This window comes from Vibrio barjaei (assembly GCF_001639065.2).
Lineage (GTDB): Bacteria > Pseudomonadota > Gammaproteobacteria > Enterobacterales > Vibrionaceae > Vibrio > Vibrio barjaei.
Window position 1 is genome coordinate 357,897 of the sequence record NZ_LQXO02000005.1, and the last position, 21,178, is coordinate 379,074.

The 21,178-nt window shown below is 44.2% G+C and carries 22 protein-coding genes; 14 read left to right on the forward strand and 8 right to left on the reverse strand.

Features of this window, described 5'->3' with window-relative positions:
• Positions 1-64: 64 nt before the first annotated feature.
• Positions 65-2,173, reverse strand: a complete 2,109-nt coding sequence (locus AWH66_RS02535) for an ADP-ribosylglycohydrolase family protein (RefSeq protein WP_063605121.1) — start codon at positions 2,171-2,173, stop codon at positions 65-67.
• Positions 2,174-2,567: 394 nt separating this feature from the next.
• On the opposite strand from AWH66_RS02535, the gene AWH66_RS02540 reads away from it, so the two are divergent.
• From AWH66_RS02540 to AWH66_RS02555, 4 genes are all read left to right on the forward strand, one after another.
• On the forward strand, positions 2,568-3,983 hold the full coding sequence (locus AWH66_RS02540; RefSeq protein WP_063605122.1) for a GH1 family beta-glucosidase: 1,416 nt from the start codon (positions 2,568-2,570) through the stop codon (positions 3,981-3,983).
• Between the two features lie 88 nt (positions 3,984-4,071).
• On the forward strand, positions 4,072-5,118 hold the full coding sequence (locus AWH66_RS02545; protein ID WP_063605170.1) for a substrate-binding domain-containing protein: 1,047 nt from the start codon (positions 4,072-4,074) through the stop codon (positions 5,116-5,118).
• Positions 5,115-6,116 (forward strand): LacI family DNA-binding transcriptional regulator, encoded by a 1,002-nt coding sequence (locus tag AWH66_RS02550; protein ID WP_063605123.1) that lies wholly within the window; start codon positions 5,115-5,117, stop codon positions 6,114-6,116. The genes AWH66_RS02545 and AWH66_RS02550 overlap by 4 nt, the downstream gene beginning before the upstream one ends.
• A gap of 281 nt (positions 6,117-6,397) precedes the next feature.
• On the forward strand, positions 6,398-8,743 hold the full coding sequence (locus AWH66_RS02555; RefSeq protein ID WP_063605124.1) for an exo-alpha-sialidase: 2,346 nt from the start codon (positions 6,398-6,400) through the stop codon (positions 8,741-8,743).
• Between the two features lie 50 nt (positions 8,744-8,793).
• On the opposite strand, the gene AWH66_RS02560 is transcribed toward AWH66_RS02555, so the two are convergent.
• Positions 8,794-10,185 (reverse strand): glycoside hydrolase family 1 protein, encoded by a 1,392-nt coding sequence (locus AWH66_RS02560; RefSeq protein ID WP_063605125.1) that lies wholly within the window; start codon positions 10,183-10,185, stop codon positions 8,794-8,796.
• A gap of 278 nt (positions 10,186-10,463) precedes the next feature.
• On the opposite strand from AWH66_RS02560, the gene AWH66_RS02565 reads away from it, so the two are divergent.
• Entirely contained in the window at positions 10,464-12,212 is a 1,749-nt protein-coding gene (locus tag AWH66_RS02565; protein ID WP_063605126.1) for an SgrR family transcriptional regulator, read from the forward strand.
• A gap of 55 nt (positions 12,213-12,267) precedes the next feature.
• On the opposite strand, the gene AWH66_RS02570 is transcribed toward AWH66_RS02565, so the two are convergent.
• Positions 12,268-12,534, reverse strand: coding sequence for a DUF5062 family protein (locus tag AWH66_RS02570; RefSeq protein ID WP_062462198.1), 267 nt, complete (start codon positions 12,532-12,534; stop codon positions 12,268-12,270).
• Positions 12,535-12,763: 229 nt separating this feature from the next.
• On the opposite strand from AWH66_RS02570, the gene AWH66_RS02575 reads away from it, so the two are divergent.
• Genes AWH66_RS02575 through AWH66_RS02585 form a run of 3 tightly spaced genes read left to right on the forward strand, consistent with a single transcriptional unit; the run spans position 12,764 to position 14,278 of the window.
• Positions 12,764-13,006 carry a hypothetical protein gene (locus tag AWH66_RS02575; RefSeq protein ID WP_063605127.1) on the forward strand — a complete coding sequence of 81 codons (243 nt, stop codon included), beginning with the start codon at positions 12,764-12,766 and terminating at the stop codon, positions 13,004-13,006.
• Complete coding sequence (locus tag AWH66_RS02580; RefSeq protein ID WP_083399932.1) at positions 12,993-13,808, forward strand: hypothetical protein; 816 nt, start codon at positions 12,993-12,995, stop codon at positions 13,806-13,808. Before AWH66_RS02575 ends, AWH66_RS02580 begins: the two co-directional genes overlap by 14 nt.
• Entirely contained in the window at positions 13,805-14,278 is a 474-nt protein-coding gene (locus tag AWH66_RS02585) for a hypothetical protein (protein ID WP_063605128.1), read from the forward strand. The genes AWH66_RS02580 and AWH66_RS02585 overlap by 4 nt, the downstream gene beginning before the upstream one ends.
• On the opposite strand, the gene AWH66_RS02590 is transcribed toward AWH66_RS02585, so the two are convergent.
• Both AWH66_RS02590 and AWH66_RS02595 read right to left on the reverse strand, forming a co-directional pair.
• Positions 14,275-14,580, reverse strand: coding sequence for a DUF3861 domain-containing protein (locus AWH66_RS02590; RefSeq protein WP_063605129.1), 306 nt, complete (start codon positions 14,578-14,580; stop codon positions 14,275-14,277). The two genes, AWH66_RS02585 and AWH66_RS02590, sit on opposite strands and share 4 nt — an antisense overlap.
• Positions 14,581-14,615: 35 nt before the next feature.
• The gene (locus tag AWH66_RS02595; protein ID WP_006069490.1) at positions 14,616-15,107 is read right to left on the reverse strand and encodes a DUF2798 domain-containing protein; all 492 of its coding nucleotides are present in this window, start codon (positions 15,105-15,107) and stop codon (positions 14,616-14,618) included.
• A gap of 97 nt (positions 15,108-15,204) precedes the next feature.
• Here AWH66_RS02595 and AWH66_RS02600 point away from each other — a divergent pair, with 97 nt between their 5' ends.
• Together AWH66_RS02600 and AWH66_RS02605 are read left to right on the forward strand one after the other, a co-directional pair.
• Positions 15,205-15,630, forward strand: coding sequence for a MarR family winged helix-turn-helix transcriptional regulator (locus AWH66_RS02600; protein ID WP_006069491.1), 426 nt, complete (start codon positions 15,205-15,207; stop codon positions 15,628-15,630).
• Between the two features lie 120 nt (positions 15,631-15,750).
• Positions 15,751-16,218, forward strand: coding sequence for a hypothetical protein (locus AWH66_RS02605; RefSeq protein WP_006069492.1), 468 nt, complete (start codon positions 15,751-15,753; stop codon positions 16,216-16,218).
• A 104-nt stretch (positions 16,219-16,322) separates the two neighbouring features.
• Here AWH66_RS02605 and AWH66_RS02610 read toward each other — a convergent pair whose 3' ends face one another.
• The 3 genes from AWH66_RS02610 to AWH66_RS02620 all read right to left on the reverse strand — a co-directional run bounded on the left by AWH66_RS02610 (position 16,323) and on the right by AWH66_RS02620 (position 18,110).
• Positions 16,323-16,679 (reverse strand): DsrE/DsrF/TusD sulfur relay family protein, encoded by a 357-nt coding sequence (locus AWH66_RS02610; protein ID WP_038227068.1) that lies wholly within the window; start codon positions 16,677-16,679, stop codon positions 16,323-16,325.
• Positions 16,680-16,778: 99 nt separating this feature from the next.
• Entirely contained in the window at positions 16,779-17,558 is a 780-nt protein-coding gene (locus AWH66_RS02615) for a helix-turn-helix transcriptional regulator (protein WP_063605130.1), read from the reverse strand.
• 18 nt (positions 17,559-17,576) lie between these two features.
• Positions 17,577-18,110, reverse strand: a complete 534-nt coding sequence (locus tag AWH66_RS02620; protein WP_038227067.1) for a YbhB/YbcL family Raf kinase inhibitor-like protein — start codon at positions 18,108-18,110, stop codon at positions 17,577-17,579.
• Positions 18,111-18,435: 325 nt separating this feature from the next.
• Between AWH66_RS02620 and AWH66_RS02625 the strand changes: the two genes are divergently transcribed.
• The 4 genes from AWH66_RS02625 (at position 18,436) to AWH66_RS02640 (ending at position 21,161) form a co-directional block, all read left to right on the forward strand.
• Positions 18,436-18,957: an RNA methyltransferase gene (locus tag AWH66_RS02625; RefSeq protein WP_063605131.1), complete on the forward strand. Its 522-nt coding sequence runs from the start codon at positions 18,436-18,438 to the stop codon at positions 18,955-18,957.
• 148 nt (positions 18,958-19,105) lie between these two features.
• The gene (locus AWH66_RS02630; RefSeq protein ID WP_006069497.1) at positions 19,106-19,477 is read left to right on the forward strand and encodes a GntR family transcriptional regulator; all 372 of its coding nucleotides are present in this window, start codon (positions 19,106-19,108) and stop codon (positions 19,475-19,477) included.
• A complete protein-coding gene (locus AWH66_RS02635; RefSeq protein WP_063605132.1) occupies positions 19,474-20,331 on the forward strand; it encodes an ABC transporter ATP-binding protein in 858 nt (285 codons plus the stop codon). The genes AWH66_RS02630 and AWH66_RS02635 overlap by 4 nt, the downstream gene beginning before the upstream one ends.
• Entirely contained in the window at positions 20,331-21,161 is an 831-nt protein-coding gene (locus tag AWH66_RS02640) for a hypothetical protein (protein WP_063605133.1), read from the forward strand. Before AWH66_RS02635 ends, AWH66_RS02640 begins: the two co-directional genes overlap by 1 nt.
• Positions 21,162-21,178: the final 17 nt, after the last annotated feature.

The window sequence follows — 21,178 nt, forward strand, 5'->3', positions numbered from 1 at the left end:
AGTCACTTTGCGGTTGATGCTAGCGACCAATATGGCCGCTAGGTCAGGTAAGCGTTAGTTTGTTCTAGAGTGCGACTACCGTCATGTCCGTGAAGTGCACCGGGCCCAATTGGTTATAAAAACCTACGCCGCCAGACTGATAGGTCTCAGGCATGGTTTCATCAATTGACGTCAGAACTTGTTTACCGTTAATCGAGCAAGCAAACAAATTGCCGTTCACTGATATGTCGAAGTGATAGCGCTTGTGTGGTTGCCATTGGAATGGCTCGATGGCGATAACGACGTCTTTGCCAAACTCTCTACGTATCAATGAAATCTGATCATCCGTATTGAGCTCGACTCGGTAGTAACGTTCCAACCCTTGGTAGCGAACTATAGGACCAAAAGCTTGTTTTATCTGAGGCTTAAGCGCGATAGATAAAGAGTAGTCGTGCCAGTCTTTACTGCCGTATATGTAGAGCCCAGGGTGAGACGCGTCGTTATTGACTAAGCGGTAGATATCTTGATTGTCGAACTTGATGCAGGTATCCATAGTATTGATAAAGCTGCTTTCCCATATTTCATGGATAGGGTTGCTATCAATGCCTATGGTTTGCGATGGTGTGCCTTGCCAGTCCAATGAATGCAGCTTTATATATCCAGCATCGTTTCCTGAATGTGGGTTACTAATTTGCAGCCCAATGGTGGCAATCATTACGTTATCGAGTTTTGGTAGTGTCCACTGATGAGTTTGTGGCTGCGCTGACAAAGTGAATGGTTCACTAAAAATACGCTCAACGTTCATTTGGCTGTCGTAAGTTTCGACGTAGAAACTGACACTGGCGTGGTCATAATCGGTTGCGCCTGACACGCTCGCCTCGATAGTTTGAGACGGGTAGAGTGTAGGACTGCCGACAATGTGATATGACGATTCGTTTACTTTACTGTCAAGTGGCGTATGTGTTGCGGTACTCACTTGCAACGGGACACCACATACCAAATGCGAGAAGTCTAGGCGCAGCGCTTGTTCATAGTTGCTAAGGCGTGCGTTTTGGTTATAGTTCAAGTTAGGGTTAATAGCAAAACCTTGCAATGACCCTTTAGGTGTAAAGTGGAATCTAGGACGTTTGGGTAGGCGCTCATTATAGTGTAACTGATGAGCGATCGCGTAGAGCTTATCGGCTTCCTGAACGGCATCGAAAATATGATCTTGAATATTGGCACTTGGAAGAAGGATTCTATCCGCTACCGGTGTGCGCCAATCAAAGCCATCATCAAGAGCGGCTAAGCCTAATCGAATTCCGTTGAGGCAACCTACGTTCGCCGCGTTACAGTCGGTATCCCAACCTAATGTATTCACAATTTTCATTGATTCGTGGAAGCTTTCACCTCCGTAAAGAAGAGATAAAATGATTAATCCATGGTTGGGAATTACATGACAAGTGCCGTCAAACTTGTCGTAACCATAGTGAGTTTTAAGCTGCGAAAATGCCCAATTCCAATCACGTGGATTCTCTTCATGCCAGCCACGAACAGCGTTAATGACTTCAGCAATTTTCGATTCTTTGGGGATATAACTCAAGCCGAGGTCGATGAGAGCGTGCAAGTCGGTTTCAATAAACGCTTGAGACTCCATAACGGCAAGTAGAACTGCGGCATGAACGGCTTCACCGTCGTGGCTAACCTTAGCTGCTTCAGTTGCCATATGCGCGGCTTTATCAGGCATTGCAGGGTTGATGAGCGCCCAGCCATCAATAAAAATCTGCGCGCCTATTTGCTCTGCGACGGTTTTACCGTTGGTCTCTATTGAGCCGCTATGTGGTGCTTCAAAGCCATTTCTTAAATTGAGCCAAGCGGTGTGCTCGGTCGATTGCCCATAACCGCCCCACCAAAGAATGGTTTTACCCTCGATTAAATTATCAAGCCAAGATTGACCAAGGTGCCGACTAGAAAAGTCAGAGCGATACTCATGATCTTCCAAAGCGTGGGTGAACATAAAGGTGCCGGTAATGTCGTCATCACTGACGATAAGAGGATGATTAACTTGTTCGTTGACGTAGCGGTTTATCTCACCGAATTGGTCAACGATATGTTCGTTAACCCAACCTTCAAAAGGTCTTCCTGCATACACTCCAATTATCTTGCCTAAGATACCAGCGTACAGCTTTTCGTAATACGTATCATCTAATTTCATTGTTGCTTAAGGTCTCTCTATAAATCCGACTGAATATGGACATGACAAACATGCAGCGAGTGAATTTCTAAATTTATGCTAGCGGACAATAATGAGATTTTTTGTGATCTAATCCACCATGTATAACTTATAAACCTAACTTAATGTGAAATATTTTTCATGATAAGTAATTGATATACTTGTATTTAAATCTATCATTTAAAATATATTTCATGGCGTTGTTGTATTTCCAAATATTGTTCATGGTTTCGATACAAATAAAACGTGCGGCAAAAGTAGTGAGACCAACATCACTCAATTAATGCACTAATTTGTTTAGCCTTGAGTGATTACAAAGCAAGCGTGAAGTGTAGTAAGTCACACAAACCAAAGCAGATGAGATTAAGGAGAGACAATGGCGTTTAAAGATGATTTTATTTGGGGAGCAGCTGCTGCCAGCTATCAAATTGAGGGCAATACCCAAGGTATTGATGGCTGTGCAGATTCAGTCTGGGACATGTGCTCTCGCCGTGATGGTTTTGTAAAAGGTGGAAACACCGGATTTATGGCTTGCGACCACTACAATCGTTATGAAGAAGATGTAAAAATCATGCAGTCAATCGCTCTACAGGCGTATCGATTGAGCATTATGTGGCCAAGGGTTATGCCAGAGGGAACAGGCAAAGTGAATACTCAAGGGTTGGATTTTTACGACCGTTTGGTTGATGAATTGCTAGCTAAAGGTATTTCACCGTGGGTGACGTTATTTCATTGGGACTATCCAATGGCGCTGTTCCACAAAGGAGGATGGTTAAACGACGATTCTAGCGACTGGTTTGCTGAATATACCCGAGTGATTGTTGACCGTTTATCAGACCGAGTGGAAAACTGGTTTACGTTAAATGAGCAAGCATGTTTCATTGGGCTTGGCCACCAAACCGGAATGCATGCTCCAGGTCTTGAACTCCCAGTGAAGGAAGTAAATCGTGCATGGCACAATGCACTACTTGCCCATGGTAAAGCGACACAAGTGATTCGATCGAATTCGAAACGCCCAGCTAAGGTCGGGGCAGCACCTTGTTTCCGAACCGCCGTACCTATGTCCAACAGCCCAGAAGATATTGCTGCTGCAAGAGCGCATACCTTTAATGTTGTTAATAAACAAATGTTTAACGCGAGTTGGTGGATGGACCCTGCATTTAAAGGTGAATATCCAGAGGATGGATTGGCATTATTTGGCGCTGATGCACCTATTATCAAACCCAGTGATATGGAAACCATTTGTCAGCCTTTGGATTTTGTTGGCATTAATGTCTACAGCTCGGAAATGGTACGGGCAGCAGCTGATGGGACACCGGAAGTTGTGGAGTATCCGAATAACTATCCGAAGACCCATTTCGATTGGCCGATTACGCCTGAAGCACTCAAGTGGGGCACTGAATTTTTATATGAGCGTTATAACAAGCCGATTATTGTCACCGAAAATGGACTTAGCACCAATGATTGGGTCAGTTTAGACGGTAGAGTACATGATACGACTCGCATCGACTTCTTGCATCGTTACTTATTAGGTTTGAAAGAAGCGGCCGCGAATGGTGTCGACATCATGGGATACTTCCAGTGGTCAATACTCGATAACTTTGAATGGGCGGAAGGTTACAAGCAGCGCTTTGGTCTGGTTCACGTTGATTATGAAACGATGAAGAGAACGCCGAAGGACTCTGCACTTTGGTATAAGTCAGTGATCGAATCAAATGGCAAGTCATTGGGAGAGGCGAGTGCGTTGCAAGGCTGGATGAAACCGAGCGACTTTAACCGAAATACTTGTTAACGCTCTCGGTTTGACCCCGCCGTTTCGAGTAAGTTATAAAGCGTCTATGTTTAGGCGCTTTTTTATGGGCGCTGATGTCGGTAGGACTATGAAAAAAGAAAAGGAAAGCAAAGTTACCTTAACCGAGGTAGCAAGACGAGCGGGTGTCTCTCCTAGTACTGTTTCTCGTTACTTAAATCGAACCAGCTTCATTGCCAAAGATAAAGTGCGTGCTATCGAAGAAGCGATGTTTGAGTCTGGGTTCAAAAGTAAACCTCGAAAATCGCAACCTATCAGCAAGCGCAGTATGTCGATTGGTGTCGTCGCTGCATCATTTGATAGTCCACATATCGCGAGAATATTAAAGGGCATGGACAGCACTGTGCTCAACCATTCGTACCAGATCATTGTTGAAACGAGCCATTGGAATAAAGCGCGCGAAACTGAGATCCTCAAACAGTTTAAACAGCGAAATGCCGATGCTATTGTGTTAATTGGTAGCTATCTCAATGATGCTGAAGTAAAAACGATCCTTGGCAAAACGCCGGTATTGCTATTGGGAAGCCCAGTCTACCTTGCTCCTACAGATAGCATTACTGGTATTCCTCAAGTCTTAGTCGATAATGAGCTTGGTGGCTATTTAGCGACTAATCATTTGATTCAGTTAGGTCACACCAGAATCCTTCATCTTCGCGGAGCCATTGGTAATAATGATTCTGATGAACGGGTAGTGGGGTATAAACGGAGCTTAGAAAAAGCGGGAATCGAAGTACTGGATGAGTTAATTGTTGAAGGTGAATTTAAGTCGGAGCAGTCGCTTGAAGTGGTTAAAGAGACAATTGAGCAAGGGATTGAGTTTACGGCTATCTTCGCATCTAATGATGAGAGCGCCTATGGGGCGATTCAGGCGTTAGACCAAAAGGGCTATTCTGTTCCGAATGACATCTCACTCATAGGTTTTGATGATCTGCCATTTTCCAGCTACCTAATTCCACAACTCACCACGGTTAAACAGCCACTCGAAATCATGGGATCTATTGCGATACGTTATGCTCTTGATTTGATTAGTGGAATTAAGCCAAACTATCAAGTCCCTCCTGTGGAGGTAATTGTCCGAAATAGTACACAAAGGAATGCGGTGAAATCGGCCATATGAAAGAGAAAAAAACTACCATATACGACGTCGCTAGAAAGGCTGGCGTTTCGCCAAGTACCGTCTCACGTTATTTAAATCGAACGACTTTCATTGCTAAAGATAAAGTCGATACCATTGAAAAGGCTATCTTTGATCTTGGTTTTAAACCTAAAGGTCGTAAAGCCCAGCCTAAGACAAAACGGAACATGAAGATCGGTGTCGTCGCACCTTCTTTTGATACCCCCTATGTAAGTCGTATTCTATATGGCATGGACCGAAGAATGCGTAACCACAGTTACGACATTATTATCGAAACCACGAACTGGGAACAGAGCCGTGAACGTCACGAGCTTCAAGATCTGGTTTCACGACAAGTGGATGGCATTATCGTTGTCGGTGGTGATTTGGCTGAAGAAGATATCGCAGCACTAACAGGGAAAATCCCAACGTTATTGATGTGTCGTAGAGGTAAGGGAATTCTACCTCTTATAAACGTTGATAATGAAATGGGTGGTTACCTTGCCACTAACCATTTGGTGCAGCTAGGTCATAAGAAAATCATGCATTTGACGGGCCCAAGTGGCAATATTGACTCTGAAAATCGTGTGGCCGGTTATTTGCGCTCGCTCAAAAATGCTGGACTGGTCGCAGAACCAGGTATGGTTATCGACGGTCACTTTGAATCAAGAAATGCTTTCCAAAATCTGACGACTGCCTTAAAAAGTGGTGCCAAACCCACTGCAATATTTGCAGCTAATGATCATAGTGCATTTGGCGCAATTCAAGCATTGCATCAGTACGGTTTGCGAGTCCCTGAAGACGTTTCGGTAATTGGTTTTGATGATCTTCCTATTGATGAATACTACATTCCCCGTCTAACTACAGTACGCCAACCATTTGCGGAAATGGGAGAGATCGGCGTCAGGTACCTACTCGACCTCATTAGTGGCAATAAACCAAACTACGACATCCCTCCAGTGCAAGTCATCATTCGAGACAGCACCCAAGCACACAGTTAATTGATGCGCCCTTAGTGGATCTGGGCGCATTTTCGTTACCTTCTAAACGTTGCTATTGTCCTTTTAGTTATTAAGTGAAAATATATTTTTTTGCGATCTTGATCTATGAAGTAAATTTTTATTAATGCAAAAGTAAGCTAGGCTGAATGACACGGTAGTGACAGATTGGCGTCACTCAGTATTCAGTTTGGGCCTGCTTTGCTGTGATTCAGGGCGTAGTCGAGTCGTTGTCGCAAAGTAACACCATAAGTTAGTTTGGATTTAGACAGAAGGGAACAAATATGGTTTTTAGGAAAAACCGACAGGCAGTTTGGCTTGCAATGGCAATTGGTGTAGCTCCGCTAGCAAATGCGGAGTTGTTTGACTATACGGCAACAACTGATCCAGCAAAAGACCAGCCAAGTGAACAAGGTTGGATTGCAGACCATAGTCAAAGTGGCAGTGGTGTGCTATCAACAGTAGATGGCGTGACAGCATGGGTCGCTCAAGGTGAAGGCGGACGAGCGCAGTGGAAAGCGGTGTTACCTGACGCGTTAAAGAGTCAAGCTGCGGCTTATGGCTGGAGGTTATCGACTGAAATGCGCGTGGTAAGCGGCGGTATGATTACTAACTATTATGCCGATGGCAGCCAGCGTGTGTTGCCTATTTTGTCAATAAACAGTGCAGGCGAACTGGTAGTGGAGTTTGAAGGCCGAAGTGGCACTACTGTACTGGCGACAGGCGCGGCGGCAACGGATTACCATAAGTACGAACTGGTCTTTCATCCGGGAGATGCCCCTAAAGCGAGCTTTTACTTTGATGGCCAACTAATTCTCGATCAGATCTCCCCTTCACCAACGTCACAGAATATGTTGGTGTGGGGGAATGGCTCTACCTATACAGATGGCGTTTCAGCGTACAAGAATATTGAGTTCGAAGTACAAGGTGATGTGATTTTCCATGGTCCCGATCGCATTCCATCTTTGGTTGCGAGCACAGAATCTCCGGGTGTGGTGACTGCGTTTGCTGAGAAGCGAGTAGGGGGAGGTGACCCAGGTTCAACAGCCAACACCAATGATATTATTACTCGCGTATCCACCGATTCAGGTGTGACATGGAATACAGAGCTGAATTTAACCGAGCAGATCAACGCTAACGATGACTATGATTTCTCGGATCCTCGTCCTATATACGATTCGGCGTCTGACAGTGTCATTGTTTCTTATGTCCGTTGGCCTACAGACGCCGCGCAGAATGGCGATAAGATCAAGTCATGGATGCCAAGTGGTGTCTTCTACAGTACCTATGATATTGCCGCTTCAAACTGGCTGGCTCCGGTGGATGTGACTCATCAAGTGAAGGAGCACAGCTACCAAATTGCAGGGTGGGGAGGTTCAGAGCTCTATAGTAAATCAGCAACCCTAAACAGTAATCAGGACTGGCAGTTGAATGCCACACTACGAATCTTTGACGGTGCTGCGAACCGAATACAGGCGGCAGATGGCTCTCGCGCTTTTGTAGTGACATTTGCTGTTGACCCTTCAGGACAGCTCACCGCGCAATTAAATGGTGAGTCTTCGCCTGTTGTTGTCGCGCTAAGTAGTGGTGATGTGTATGGTTTTCATAATTACCAAATTGCCTATTCAGCCGTGAATAATCAAGCGTCTCTATTGGTTGATGGCAATACGCTGGCTAGCTGGTCAGGTGAAACGTCGAGTAGCAACCTTGTGGAGTTTGGTAACGCAGATAGCAGTGTTGATGGCCGAATTCATCTACAGGATATCGCTCTTGAGCAATCAGGCGTGACTTTGGTTAGCCTAGATGCGGCTTATTTAGCTCAACAAGATCCAGCGAATACGACGACTGACCTAGAACAATTAGGTTGGAGCAAACAGAAGTCCGGCAATACCATGAGCTTTTACGGACATGCCAGTGTGAACCCTGGGCCCGGTCACGGGATCCAGCTTGAGCGACAGCAAGCGATTGCCGGTAGTCATAATGGACGCCTAATATATCCAGCAATTACACTAGACCGATACTTCTTAAACGTCATGTCTGTGTACAGTGACGACGGTGGTCAAAACTGGCAAACAGGGGCAAGCTTACCGCTTCCCTATCGTTGGAAGAGTGCGAGCAGTTTGGAAACGCTTGAGCCGAGTGAATCGGATCTCGTTGAGTTAGATAATGGTCATTTGCTCTTGACTGCACGCCTTGATTTTAACAAGACCGTCAGTGGTGTAAATCACGGCCCGCGCCAACAGTTCTTGAGTGAAGATGGAGGCAAAACATGGGCGATGCTTAGCGGTAACAATGCCGATGTTTTCCCTGGTATAAGCTCCGGAACCGTTGATGCTTCAATTGCTCGCTTCGAAGAAGCTGATGGTAGTCGATATTTGCTGTTCACCAATCCTCAGGGTAGTCCGTCTGGAGCGAGCAATCGTCAAGACTTAGGTTTATGGTTTAGCTTTGACGAAGGTGACAGCTGGAAAGGGCCAATTCAATTGGTCGAAGGCGCATCGGCTTATTCCGATATTTATCAACTTGATGCTGAGACAGCAATTATTATTGTCGAAACCAATAGTTCCAATATGCGTATACTGCGAGTGCCTGTCACTTTGCTAAAACAAAAGGCGCTGGCGCTGCCTTAAAAAGCGCGCAAACAAAAGCCAGACGTGTTGTCTGGCTTTTTTCTTTTGGGTTATTCGCTTAATGATTTACCTTGGGTTTTAATCACTTCTTGATACCAATGGAAGCTTTTTTTACGCTTACGTTCTAGCGTGCCGTTGCCGTCATCATGACGGTCGACATAAATGAAACCGTAACGCTTACTCATTTCTGCGGTGGAGTTCGCTACAAGATCGATAGGACCCCAACTCGTGAATCCCATTAGTTCAACACCATCTTCAATCGCTTCTCTCGCTTGCACTAAATGGTCATTTAGGTACTTGATGCGGTAGTCATCTTCAATGTTGCCATTCGCATCAATTTCGTCTCTTGCTCCTAAACCATTTTCTACAATAAACAACGGCTTTTGGTATCGGTCGTGCAGGAAGTTAAGCAAAATGCGCAGTCCTTTGGGATCGATCAACCAACCCCACTGACTTTTTTCAAGGTATGGGTTTGGCACACTGTCAACGATATTACCTACTTCTTTTTGCTTTGGATCGGCACTTGCACAGCCGCTGGCGTAATAGCTAAACGAAATGAAGTCGACAGACGCTTGTGCGATGGTCTCTAGGTCACCATCGTGAATATCGAGTTCAATTTGGTTTTCACGGAAGTAACGCAGCATATAGCCAGGGTATTGACCACGAGTTTGTACATCTCCAAAGAACAGCCATTTGTTGTTTTCGTGCATCGCAGCGATAACGTCATCAGGGTTACACGTGTATGGGTAGTTTAACGCGCCTAACAGCATGTTACCGATTTTGCCATCCGGAACGATCTTTTGGCACAGTTTTACCGCTTTGGCATTGGCGACCAACTGATGATGGATAGCCTGATATATTTCTTGTTCTGTAGCATCTTCTTGCAAACCTACACCCGTAAAAGGTGCGTGCAATGACATGTTGATTTCGTTGAATGTCAGCCACAGTTTTACTTTGTTTTTGTAACGTTCAAACACCGTTGTAACGTAACGTTCAAACATCTCAATCAGTTTTCGGTTACCCCAGCCACCATAGTTTTCTACTAATGCGTAAGGCATTTCGTAGTGAGACAACGTCACGAATGGTGTCATGTTGTACTTCGCTAACTCATCAAATAGACGGTCGTAGTAAGCGAGTCCCGCTTCGTTTGGCTGCGCGTCGTCACCATTTGGAAAAATGCGAGTCCAAGCGATTGAAAGTCTTAAGCAGTTAAAGCCCATCTCATCAAAAAGCGCAATGTCTTCTGGATAACGGTTGTAGAAGTCGATAGCAAGATCTTTGATACCCGGTGTGCGTTCATCGCGAGTTTGGTGAGGACTCAAAATGCCTGAAGGCAGCATGTCTGAGGTCGAGAGCCCTTTGCCATCAAGGTTATAAGAACCTTCAACTTGGTTGGCGGCAATGGCACCACCCCACAGAAAGTTATCCGGAAATTGAGTCATATGAAACCTCTAAGCTTATTTGCTTTATTGATTTGGATTTGTCGCTAATGAGCTTGCTGCAAGCAACAATCCGTAAGTAAAACTACTATAGACCTAGTATTGATTAATATGAGGAATGAAAAAAGAGTGAATGTTTTTGTATAATCTTCCTCAATATGTGTTTTTGAGCGATGGTTAGTGCTAAATAGGGGTTGTGGGATTTATATGAGGAATAAAATGTATGGTAATTTTCCTGATTGTGCTTCGAAACCAGTATTCTTCGGTAATTGAGGGATGAAATGAAAGACCAACGCGCACTGCATTATTATGAACGTTTACTGCCTCTAGGAGCCAAACGGGATGTGTCGGTTTCTCTGTCTGAAGTGGCGGAAAAACTCTGCACTACAACCCGCCATAGCCGCACTTTGTTGCAAGAGCTTCAACAGCGACAATGGCTTACTTGGCAGCCTAAAGTAGGTAGAAATCAACGTTCGGTAATACACCTTGCTTTTGAACGTGCCGAAATTCGCCAAGTATTAGCTCGAGTGCAGATTGAAGCTGGATACTATGAAAATGCGATGACGTTCCTCGAAGATGACCAACAGCAGTTTGCCGCTTTACTGCGCCAAACTTCAGGTGCGATCGTGCGTGAAGAGCAGCTGCATATTCAACTCACGTATCAGCGAGTATTCGATGAACTGTTGCCTCACACTCCATTGAGAAACAGCGAGCGATTCTTAGTAAGGCAGGTTTATGCTTGTTTGACGGGGTGTGACAAAGAAGGGCAGTTAACCCCTCAGCTCTCTCACGCGTGGACCAGCAATGAAGATGCTACCATTTGGCGCTTTTATATTCGCCCGCAACTTAAATTTCACTCCGGTCAGGTTATCACCGCCGCACTCATCAAAGAGCTATTTGAGCAGTTGTGCGGGCTTCCAGAATACCGCGAAGAACTGTCGCATGTGGTGGCTATCTCCTTTACAAAGCAAAGTGTGACGTTTGAACTTAGTAGTCCAGATCTAGGCTTTGCAGCATTGCTCTCTGACTTGCGCTATTCCATTCAACCTCCTAAGCAAATCAGTTCTCCCATAGTAGCAACCATAGACGGCTCTGGAGCATTCCAAGTCGTTGAGCAATCGGACGAGCGTTTAAGGTTACAAGCGAACGACTTTTATTTTGGTCTGCGTTCTTTGACCGACACTGTGACGATTTGGCAATTAGCCAATACACCAAGTGAACGCATTCAGTTAGGTCATTATGATCAGCCTAATCTTCTAGATCGGCCTGACTATTTAATAGAAAACCGTAGTGATGTTCGGGAAAGTACCCAGACCAGAATCGAAAATGGTTGCCTGTATATGTTGTTCAATACAGCCAGTCAGCAACAGTTAACGCTCGCACAGCGGCGTTGGTTGGCGAGTGTGCTCTCACCTGAAACGATATTACAGCATGATCAATTGTCAGAACTGTTAATGGCGTCGATTCCAGCTCACAACTTTCTTCCTAGTTGGACACAGATTAAACCTTGTCAACCAGAGCCAGCATCGCTTCCAAGTTGTCTGGATATAGCAGTCTACGACCATCTGGTAATAAAAGATTGCGCTCAGGTGATGAAACATACTTTGAATCAAATGGGTATCGACTGCACCATCAATGTCTACTCGCTAGAAGAAATGTATAAGTTGTCGCAACACCGTCAGCTCAGTGAGCCTTTAGTGATTGCAAGTTTTAATGTAGATGACAACTTGCCGATTTCTGTGTATCGATGGTTGATGTCAGATTCTATCTTACACCAAGGCTTATCGGACGATGCCTCTGCGTGGCTAAGGGCAGAAATGAGCAACCTTCGTGAAAGTAGCCAAGTAACTCAGTATTTAGCGAAGCTAGAGTCTATTGCTACAACGATGCATTATCAGAACTGGCTCACGCCGATGTTTCATCACAGACAGACACTGCGTTGGAAAGGGGTGTTGCAGGGAGTATCCATTACGGATTGGTCGTGGCCAGATTTTAGAAATGTTTGGATAGAAGATGAGTTAGAGCAATAGCAATAGAGAAGATGCCATGGAGCGTTTAAAAAGAGAGTGCTCCATGACGTATTCGTTATTTCAGAGGGTCATTGTCGGGTAAGGCACTGTGGAGCCAAATAGCGAGTCGTTTTTTGATGTGAGGTCCATCTTCTTTGTCTTCCGGTAGAGGGACGATTTGTTTTACTTCTACGAGAAAGTGATAGAGAGCTTTTGCTTTCGTTGCTGGTGTCGCTGATAGGTCTTGAACCGGGTAACCTTGCATTGCCGCCATTTTACAGCCGACCTCCAACGCTTTTTTGAACAATTTCTCTTCATTTTGAATCTTGATTGTTTTTGTCATAAGTCTTCCTGAAAGCCAGTGTTATGGATCTAGTATATAGCACTCATACAAGAGTATGCCTTAGTAACGGAGCGATATCCCTGTTTTTGATAAGGTGGTTTGAATATTGCAGGTATCTCCCAGTGAGACGGTTTTGTTGATAAGGAGTTCATTTATTTAGCCATATTGCGAATTTGTCTCAATGTGAAAGTCAAATCAGGAATGACTATTTATTTTCAAGGAGATGAAGATGAAGATAGCACTACGTTCGTCCGTAGCTTTTCTAGCTTTAGCCTTTTCGACTTATAGCTTTGCTTTACCCGATGCAGTTTGCGGTAACGGTAATGCAGTCGGAAACCCTCATTGTAACAGCTCTTCGGCAGCACCCATTGGCGATTTTGCCTCCGGTTGGTTGGGTGCAGGGATGCTTGTTGTCGCTGGTGGGGTAGGTTTGATATTGAGAAGACGGAATCAAGGTTTTGACAATCATTAACCAAAAAACCACAAACCTAAAGTGGTGGCGAGGTGCCTTAAATGGCACTTCGTTTATTGTTCTTTCGATGTTGTCCGTTGCCAATGGGCTAACCAACAACTTCATTGCTTGGTCAGCAGACGCAGGTCCGTTTCCATTAACTCCAATCATTCTGTTAGCGCTCTTTTCAATTGTTGTTGTTCACACCTCTGAAAAAACGACGCCTCACTCTCTCTTTGTGCCTATTGCTATTTTGGTCATCTGTGTTCTAGTACCCAGTTCATTGTTTTCATGGGTAGGGATATTGTTTGCGGCGCTAGCCTACAGAAAACAAACGGGAAGTTTCAATGGTGAGGTCATGTTACTGGTGATGTTGGCGTTGAGCTTTTTGTGGCGTGATAGCCTGTTTAAAATAACCAGTGGTTTTATATTAAACGCCGAGACTTGGCTAATTGGAGTGACGTTATCTCCTTTTTTTCCCGAGTTATCGGTCTATAAAAATCACTTATTACTTAGTGAAGCCCATAACCTCTCGATTGGGGTGGGTTGTTCAGTATTCTGTAACTTGTCGTTGGTGATTCTGGGTTGGATGTCTATTTACTATCTACTAGGGTATCGCAAAATGAACGTTTTGTGGTTTGTATGTATTCTAGCCGTTTTGATTGTTACCAATATCGTTCGTATTGGCTTGATGTCGATTGATTATCAGACTTATTTACTTGTTCATGAAGGCGTGGGTGCTACCGTCTACAACACTTTTTTAATCTTAGTCTCCGCTTCGCCTCTGATATTGTCGTTTTTCAATATTAAGGGCGATGTATGAAAACAGTATTGTTTACAGGTTTAATGTTTGTCGTACTGGCAACCGTCAGCCTCTCATTAAAAATACAACGTTATTCCATGGAAGTGTCTACGCCAAAGAATGTTTTACTGGAACAGCAACTGTTTGAAGTGACACGGGAAAACGGCTGGGAAGTTAAACTCAAAGTACCCTTAAATACCAATCAAGCGAGCTTTGTTTATGTACTTCAAAGCTCTACCTGTCCAAAGGATGTGTTGGTCAGCATCCTCGGCAAGGATGCTAGTGATAAATATCAACTGTCCCAATATATGGGGAGTGATGAGGTTGTCTTTCTAATCAATGGCAATAAAGTCGACTATTTATTTAGTCCGCTTTTATACGCCATGACGGCAGTGACGAACGTACTAAGAATGTTTTCGACTAAGATACAGTTGCCACTTCCTCTCTCTGTTTATGGACCAATCGATACCGAAGCTTGTCGTTTATACTAGCTCTGTTTGATTCGTTTCTTTAGGTTCTGCATGAACGTTTTGAAGTGCGGCATAAAATCTGCGAACAGTGGGTGCTTACGATCTTGCATCATCAAAGGACCCAATAGACGAATACTGACTCCAAGACGAGTCGCCGCTTGCTCATCCAGTCCACTCGATTGCTTCATTTTTTCGACAATGGCAAACATATCTTCTCTATCCTCAATTTCAAACGTTATGGTTTGAAACTCGCGAACCGCCTTAGTATTAGTTTCTTCGATAGTGATTCGATAAGTGTTGTGTTTACTTGTGAGGGAATTCATTGTGCGCTCCTGTAGGGGGATCATTATTCTAAAGTCTAGCTTTTTAAGAAGGTTTCGATTTTAGGTTTCACTGTCATTGACATAACGACCATGATCGTTAAGCCAACAGGTAGTGCGGCAATAAAGCCTTTGAACCATTCATTGGTGAATACTGTCATATCAGCAAATCCAATGTTGTTGGCTGCGGTAACGAAAGCCAATAGCGATTCCATTACGACCGCCATACTTATCCCAACGATGAGGTTACGAAATGTCGCGCTTATTGACGGTAGCAGTCGATTGGCGAGCTTAGTAAGTAAAGTCATCATCACCATCCCGAAAGGCATCATTACGATAGCGGCTAGGGCAAATGAAGATAACCAATCGCTGTAAAAGGTTTCACCTAAACCGACATTCATGTAAGTCATCACACCTGTCAGAGTTCCTCCAATCACTGTCATCAAACTGACAATGACAAGCACCTTATATAGGATAGGGGTGCTTGCATCATTGGTGACAGGGGAAGCAGGCATTGTTTGTGTCGTCATTTAGGTTCTCCGGTCTTGAAATTGCTTAGAATTAAGTTGATAATGTCAACTATAAATATAATGGTTGATAATGTCAACTATATTTTTAAGGATCACTATGTCTGAAAACACCTCACTTGAATCGATTTTCCGCCTCGTCCATACGCTGAAGCGTCAAATGAGTGAACAAATTGAAAGCCTTGATTGCGATGTAGCACCGATGCATATCAGAGTAATGAAGATCATTACTAAGCGAGCACCTTGTACATCAATTGATATTGCAAACCTGCTAAGCAGAGATAAAGCTCAGGTTACAAGGCTTATTAATACTTTGATTTCAGAAGGGTTGTTGGAGAAAGCTCCAAACCCTGAAGACAAGCGAAGCCACTTCCTGATATTGACGCCCGCAGGTGAAACCATCATGAGTAAAGTGGCTGAGATTGATAAAGCGATGTTGCTTCAAATGACCGCGGGTATTGATAAGCAAGACTTGGCCAAGTTTGCTGCCGTTGCGGACGCGATGACGGATAACCTAACAAACTAGCGTAGCAGTCCTGATAGTGTGGGTTACCTAAACGGTCCGCAATATAGGAAAAATTGGAAAATTGCTGCAATCTGATTAGAATGCGCGGTTCAATTTGATCGTTAACCAGAGCAACTTACTATGCTTCGTGATTACACCTTTAACTGCCTTGTGACCATGCCTCGTCATGAACTGGAAGAATTCAGCCTTCGAATGATTAGCCGAATGGTGCCAGAAGATGTTATGAGTGAGCTGTTTACCTTTGAACAAGAAGAAGTGGACAGCGAAGAGCGCATGATGTCGGCCCGTCTTGACGCAACGTTGCGAATGACGGCAATTGCTCTGAGCGAGATTCAACAGGCATTTGATGATTCTGAAAATGCAAAACAGAACAGTGAGCGAATGACACGACTTGTTTTGTGGCATTTCTATGCCATCTCATTCAATTTAGAGCAGGCAATTACCCTAGAGGTGCACTGTGAACAGGTCGAAAAACTGCTGATTGATCCGCCACAAGATGCGTTTGGCTGGGTCAAAATACTCACTGAGCTGCTGCACACGTACGCGAAGATAAACGCTGAACAGAATCCGCAACAAGACGCCGAATAATTGCTGGCATATAGAGTTTAGTTATATATGAATTGAGAAGGTGGTCGCGCCTTCTCAATGCATAGCTAGGTAGAGCTATCGCTCAGAGCCGAATGATTACCTAGCTAAAAACTGACTGTTTTGTCCGCCATTAATACCCAATTTGCCAAATCATCCATTGTGGCGAGTTCACAGCCTTCAATAACATCAAGTCCTGATAATCCACGCGCCTGAATACAAGAGCCGCAGAATTTGACCTCACTATCTTGGGCAATCACTATCTCTAGCATTTGTTGTATGTTGTAGCCTTCGTTCGGGGATTGTCTTGGTAAGACTGCAGTGACAGCATCGGAAAGCAAAAATAGATTCACCTTAACGTTCTGACTGTCTTGCTCATTGAGTTGAATGGCGAGTCGCAAGGCATTAAAGAGCTTCTCGGAACCATAAGGTGCATCATTGACGATAATCAGGACCTGCTGCATTTGAATTTTCCCTCTCGCAAAAAATAACCGTAAGAAGGGTAACATTACCTCACAAATTAAAGGGTTAATGGGATCACGTTATAGGTTCTGTTCGCAAGCTTAGACTGCCACTGTCTTAATATAGTCTCGAGGCGATAAACCAAATTTTCCTTTGAAGCGTTGGCTGAATCGACCCTCGGATTGATATCCACACGATTGGGCTAATAGTGCGACGTTATAAGAGCCGTTTTGGATTAAAAACAGAGCATGGTTTAAACGCACTTCTGCCAGCACTTCTCGATACTGTGTACCTTCTTGTTTTAAGCGACGAATCAGAGTAGCACGACTCATAGCGAAATGTTGTGCGACGGTTTCTAGGGCATGTTCTTCGCTTGGGGAATGAGAAAGATAGCGACTCAGTTTTTGACTAAATCGAGTCTCTGAGTCAGAGAACAACTGATGCAACGCACCGTATTCCGCTAATTGTTGGTAAAGCCCCATCACCCAGAAAGTCTGGGTTGCGTTACTCATGTGGTGTTGTTCAAATGAGAACAAAGCATTGAGTATGTCTTGTAATGCGTTTGTCGCTTCTAAGATTGGTAGGTCGTCTTCTTGGCTACGATTTCTGCTTGTCTCTAACATGGATTGTGTAGGTAAGCAGTGGAAACTGAATACTCTGGAAAGAAATCGTCCTTTCTGTGGTAGGTTTTCAAAGCTGAGTGATGCGGAGGCTTCGCAAAGCAGCAATTGAGAGTGCGACACATCCATGGCATTGTCTTTCCAAAAAAGTCGCTTACTGCCAGAAATGATTTGAATAATACTCGGGGAATGAATCCGCACATTTCTGAGTCGTTGAAGTTGTTCGGCTCGAAATAACGTTACTTGGTATGGATGGTTCATCATTCCCCCTTGAATAAGTTAGCGTGTATAAGTAGCAGTCAGTTTTGCTTTGCCTATCGCCATATTATTAAGCGTAAAGCCGATAACCGCAGATGGTGTGTCCTGATTAAGATCGAGCTTCTCTGTTGGCAACGCCCAGACGGTAAATTGGTAACGATGCATACCATCGGCCTTCGGTGGGCAAGCACCACCAAATCCAACACTACCATAATCGATTCGAGACTCTTGGCCCCCTAGTTTTTTGATGTCCACACCTCGCGGTAACTCGGTCACAGAAGCTGGAATATTAAAGGCGACCCAATGCCAGAAACCACTGCCGGTTGGGGCATCTGGGTCATAGGCGGTGATTGCAAAGCTCTTTGTTCCCTCTGGAACGTCGCTCCATGTCAGTTGCGGTGACTGGTTGCCACCATCACAACCCCAACTGTTATATTCAAAGGTTTTAGCCATTGGATGGCCTTCTTGAATATCATTACTTTTTAATTCAAAGGCGTGTGCTGATCCCATGGCTAGCAGGCTTAGCGCTAATACTGACTGAGTAAATACTTTCATTGTGGTGTCCCTTTGTGTGAGTTCGAAGTTAAGTGTATTCCTTCATCCATACTTCAGGCTGTCAAAAAGTATCAAAGTTAACGGTAATTAATAATTTTATGATACTTAATGATAAAGGCAAACACCTCAATAGAGGTTTAAACGAATTGGGGTGCCACTTTTGTTGTATAGGAAAGATATTGCTGTAGTAGGAAGACCCCTAACTCTGAACGGTGACTAGATATTGACGCGCACCAAAAACAGCACGAATAACGTTTCTATGGCATAATCCTGCGCCATCAAAGTACGCTTTTTATTATCTGACAAACCAAGTAGAACCCTATCAATGACAACAGAATCTACCGTCATTATCGGATTACACAATCCGAAGAGCCCAACGAATGTCGGTGCCGTAATGCGAGCAGCAGGGTGTTATAACGCAACCCAAGTTCGTTATAGCGGAACCCGTTATAGTCGAGCTGTGAGATTTCAAACGGACACGCAAAACACCCATGAACGGATTGAGCTGGTTGAGATGAATGACTTAACGGCTGACGTCTCAGATAACGTTTCAGTTGTTTGTGTCGAGTTCGCCGTCGGCGCGACGTCGCTTCCTTCATTTAATCATCCAGACAATGCCGTTTATGTATTTGGCCCTGAAGATGGCTCATTACCACAAGAACTAGTAGATAAAGCCGACCATGTGGTTTATGTGCCTACCCATGGCTGCATGAATCTTGCGGCAACCGTCAATGTTGTCTTGTATGACCGTTTGGCCAAGTCGTTAGGACCGATCGACGATCATCAACAAGTCATTAGCAATCGAGATAATAAGAATCGTCTAAAGGTGAAAACAGTCGCCGTGTGACGACTTCAAGACCTCAAATAGTTGAGTAAAGCCCACTTTCTAAGGTGGGCTTTGTTTTCACTAATCCTATGTGAAAAACAATTACCTTCCAATCTGTTAGCTTAGGTGTTATACATATATATAACACCATTTCAGTCAAGGGGCGCTAATGACGCATTGGCATGATCGTCAACCGATTTTCCGTCAGTTGGCTGATCAAATTACTCAACAAATACTCCAAGGTATATGGCAAGAAGGCGAGCCGTTACCGTCAGTTCGTAATGTCTCTGCAGACATGAAGATTAACCATTTAACGGTAATGAAAGGTTATCAGTTGTTGGTAGATGAAGGGCTAGTAGAAAAGAAGCGTGGCCAAGGCATGTTTGTGGCGATAGGGGCTAAAAACAAATTATTGGCTGATGAAAAAGCCCGTTTTCTTGAGCAGCAAATCCCTCAAATTGCTGTAACTTTGCAGCGTCTGGATATGTCATTAGACGAGTTTGTCCAGCAAATTAAACCCCATATTAAAGGTGACCAATGAGCGCTTTAGTCAGTGTGCAAAATGCATCCAAGCAATATAGTAAGCAAGGTGAAGGCTTGCACGATATCAGTTTTGAGTTACAGGCTGGTCAGGTACTAGGTTTGCTTGGACACAACGGTGCAGGTAAATCGACACTCATTAACGCCTTACTCGGCGCACACGATTACAATGGAACCATCCGTATCAATGGATTCGAACCGATAACTCAGCGTGACAAGATCATGCAAAGCTTGTCGTACATTTCGGATGTTAATGTGCTTCCTGGGTGGATGACCGTGGCGCAGTTATTGGATTACACCGAAGGGGTGCACACAGGGTTTGACCGCAGTAAAGCGGATGAACTACTGCGTCAAACTGATATCAAACCACGTGCTCGAATCAAAGCTTTGTCTAAAGGTATGAAAGTGCAATTGCACCTAGCGGTAGTCATCGCGACCAATACCCAAATACTGATTTTAGATGAACCGACATTAGGACTCGACTTGGTTTATCGAGATACTTTCTACCGCCACCTTCTAGAGTGGTTCCATGATGGTGATCGAGTACTAATTATCGCCAGCCACGAGGTGAGTGAAATCGAGCATCTACTTACCGATGTGTTGATTCTTAAACAAGGGCGTACAGTGCTACAAAGCTCAATGGAAGCCATCAGCGAAGATTACTTCATTCTGGATGCTAGCGATGAATATCGCGCTGAAATTGAAGCTATGAAGCCGCTCTCTTCTCAGAAAGGACTAGGCAGCACCAAGTGGTTACTGCACTCACACTTTTCAGAACAGGCAGAAACGCTAGGGGCGGTATACGGCGTGAAATTGGCAGACTTATTTTTGGCTTTGCAAAAGGAGGCGGTGTAATGCGTTCTATTATGGCAATGCTACGTAAAGAGTGGATAGAAAACCCGCTTGTAACGCGAGTTCCGTTATTCCTATTTGCTTGTGGTTTACTTTTGTTTATTAGCTTAATGAGCAGTTCGACCTTGCAACACAATATGTTTTTTCATATAAACTTTAGTGGTGATGTGAGCGACATCCATAAAGAAATGGCTGACGACGTCAACATGCTGATTGCAGGTGGTGCGGGGCTTTTATCAATACTGCTGGGTACTCAGTATTTTCCGCGAACACTGCGTAAAGAACGTACTGAAGGCAGCATTATGTTTTGGCGTAGTATGCCAGTGAGTGATGTGAAAACGCACCTAGTTAAGTTAGCCTTTGGATTGCTAGTGATTCCACTGGTGTGTTCAATACTGGTGTTTTTTGCCGATTTTCTGTTGTGGCTACTCAATACTTCAACCGATCATCAATTGGCATTGTTACATAAACAGTCTTCTTTACTAGCAGTTATGTTTAGTTGGGTAGGCTTCTACTTGAGAATGGTGATGGCCGGTGTACTCTTGCTCCCATTGGCCCTTAGCGCTATGGCAATATCGCAAAAAGTAAACTCTCCATTATTGATTATGCTTATTGCAATCTATGTACTTCGATGGATGCCGATAGCCATGTTTGGATTTTACGGTGTCGACCAGTTCTTTTCGGACATTTTCTATCTGCCATTACATGCGATCTTGGCACCAAATCCGTTGAGTGCGATTCCAGCCGCCGGTTGGATGAATGTTAGTGTGTACGCAATTATCGGGCTCGCTGCTTGGACATTGAGTTTGAGGTTTAGTAAAACCGTTAGCTAATCGATATCACTCTAACT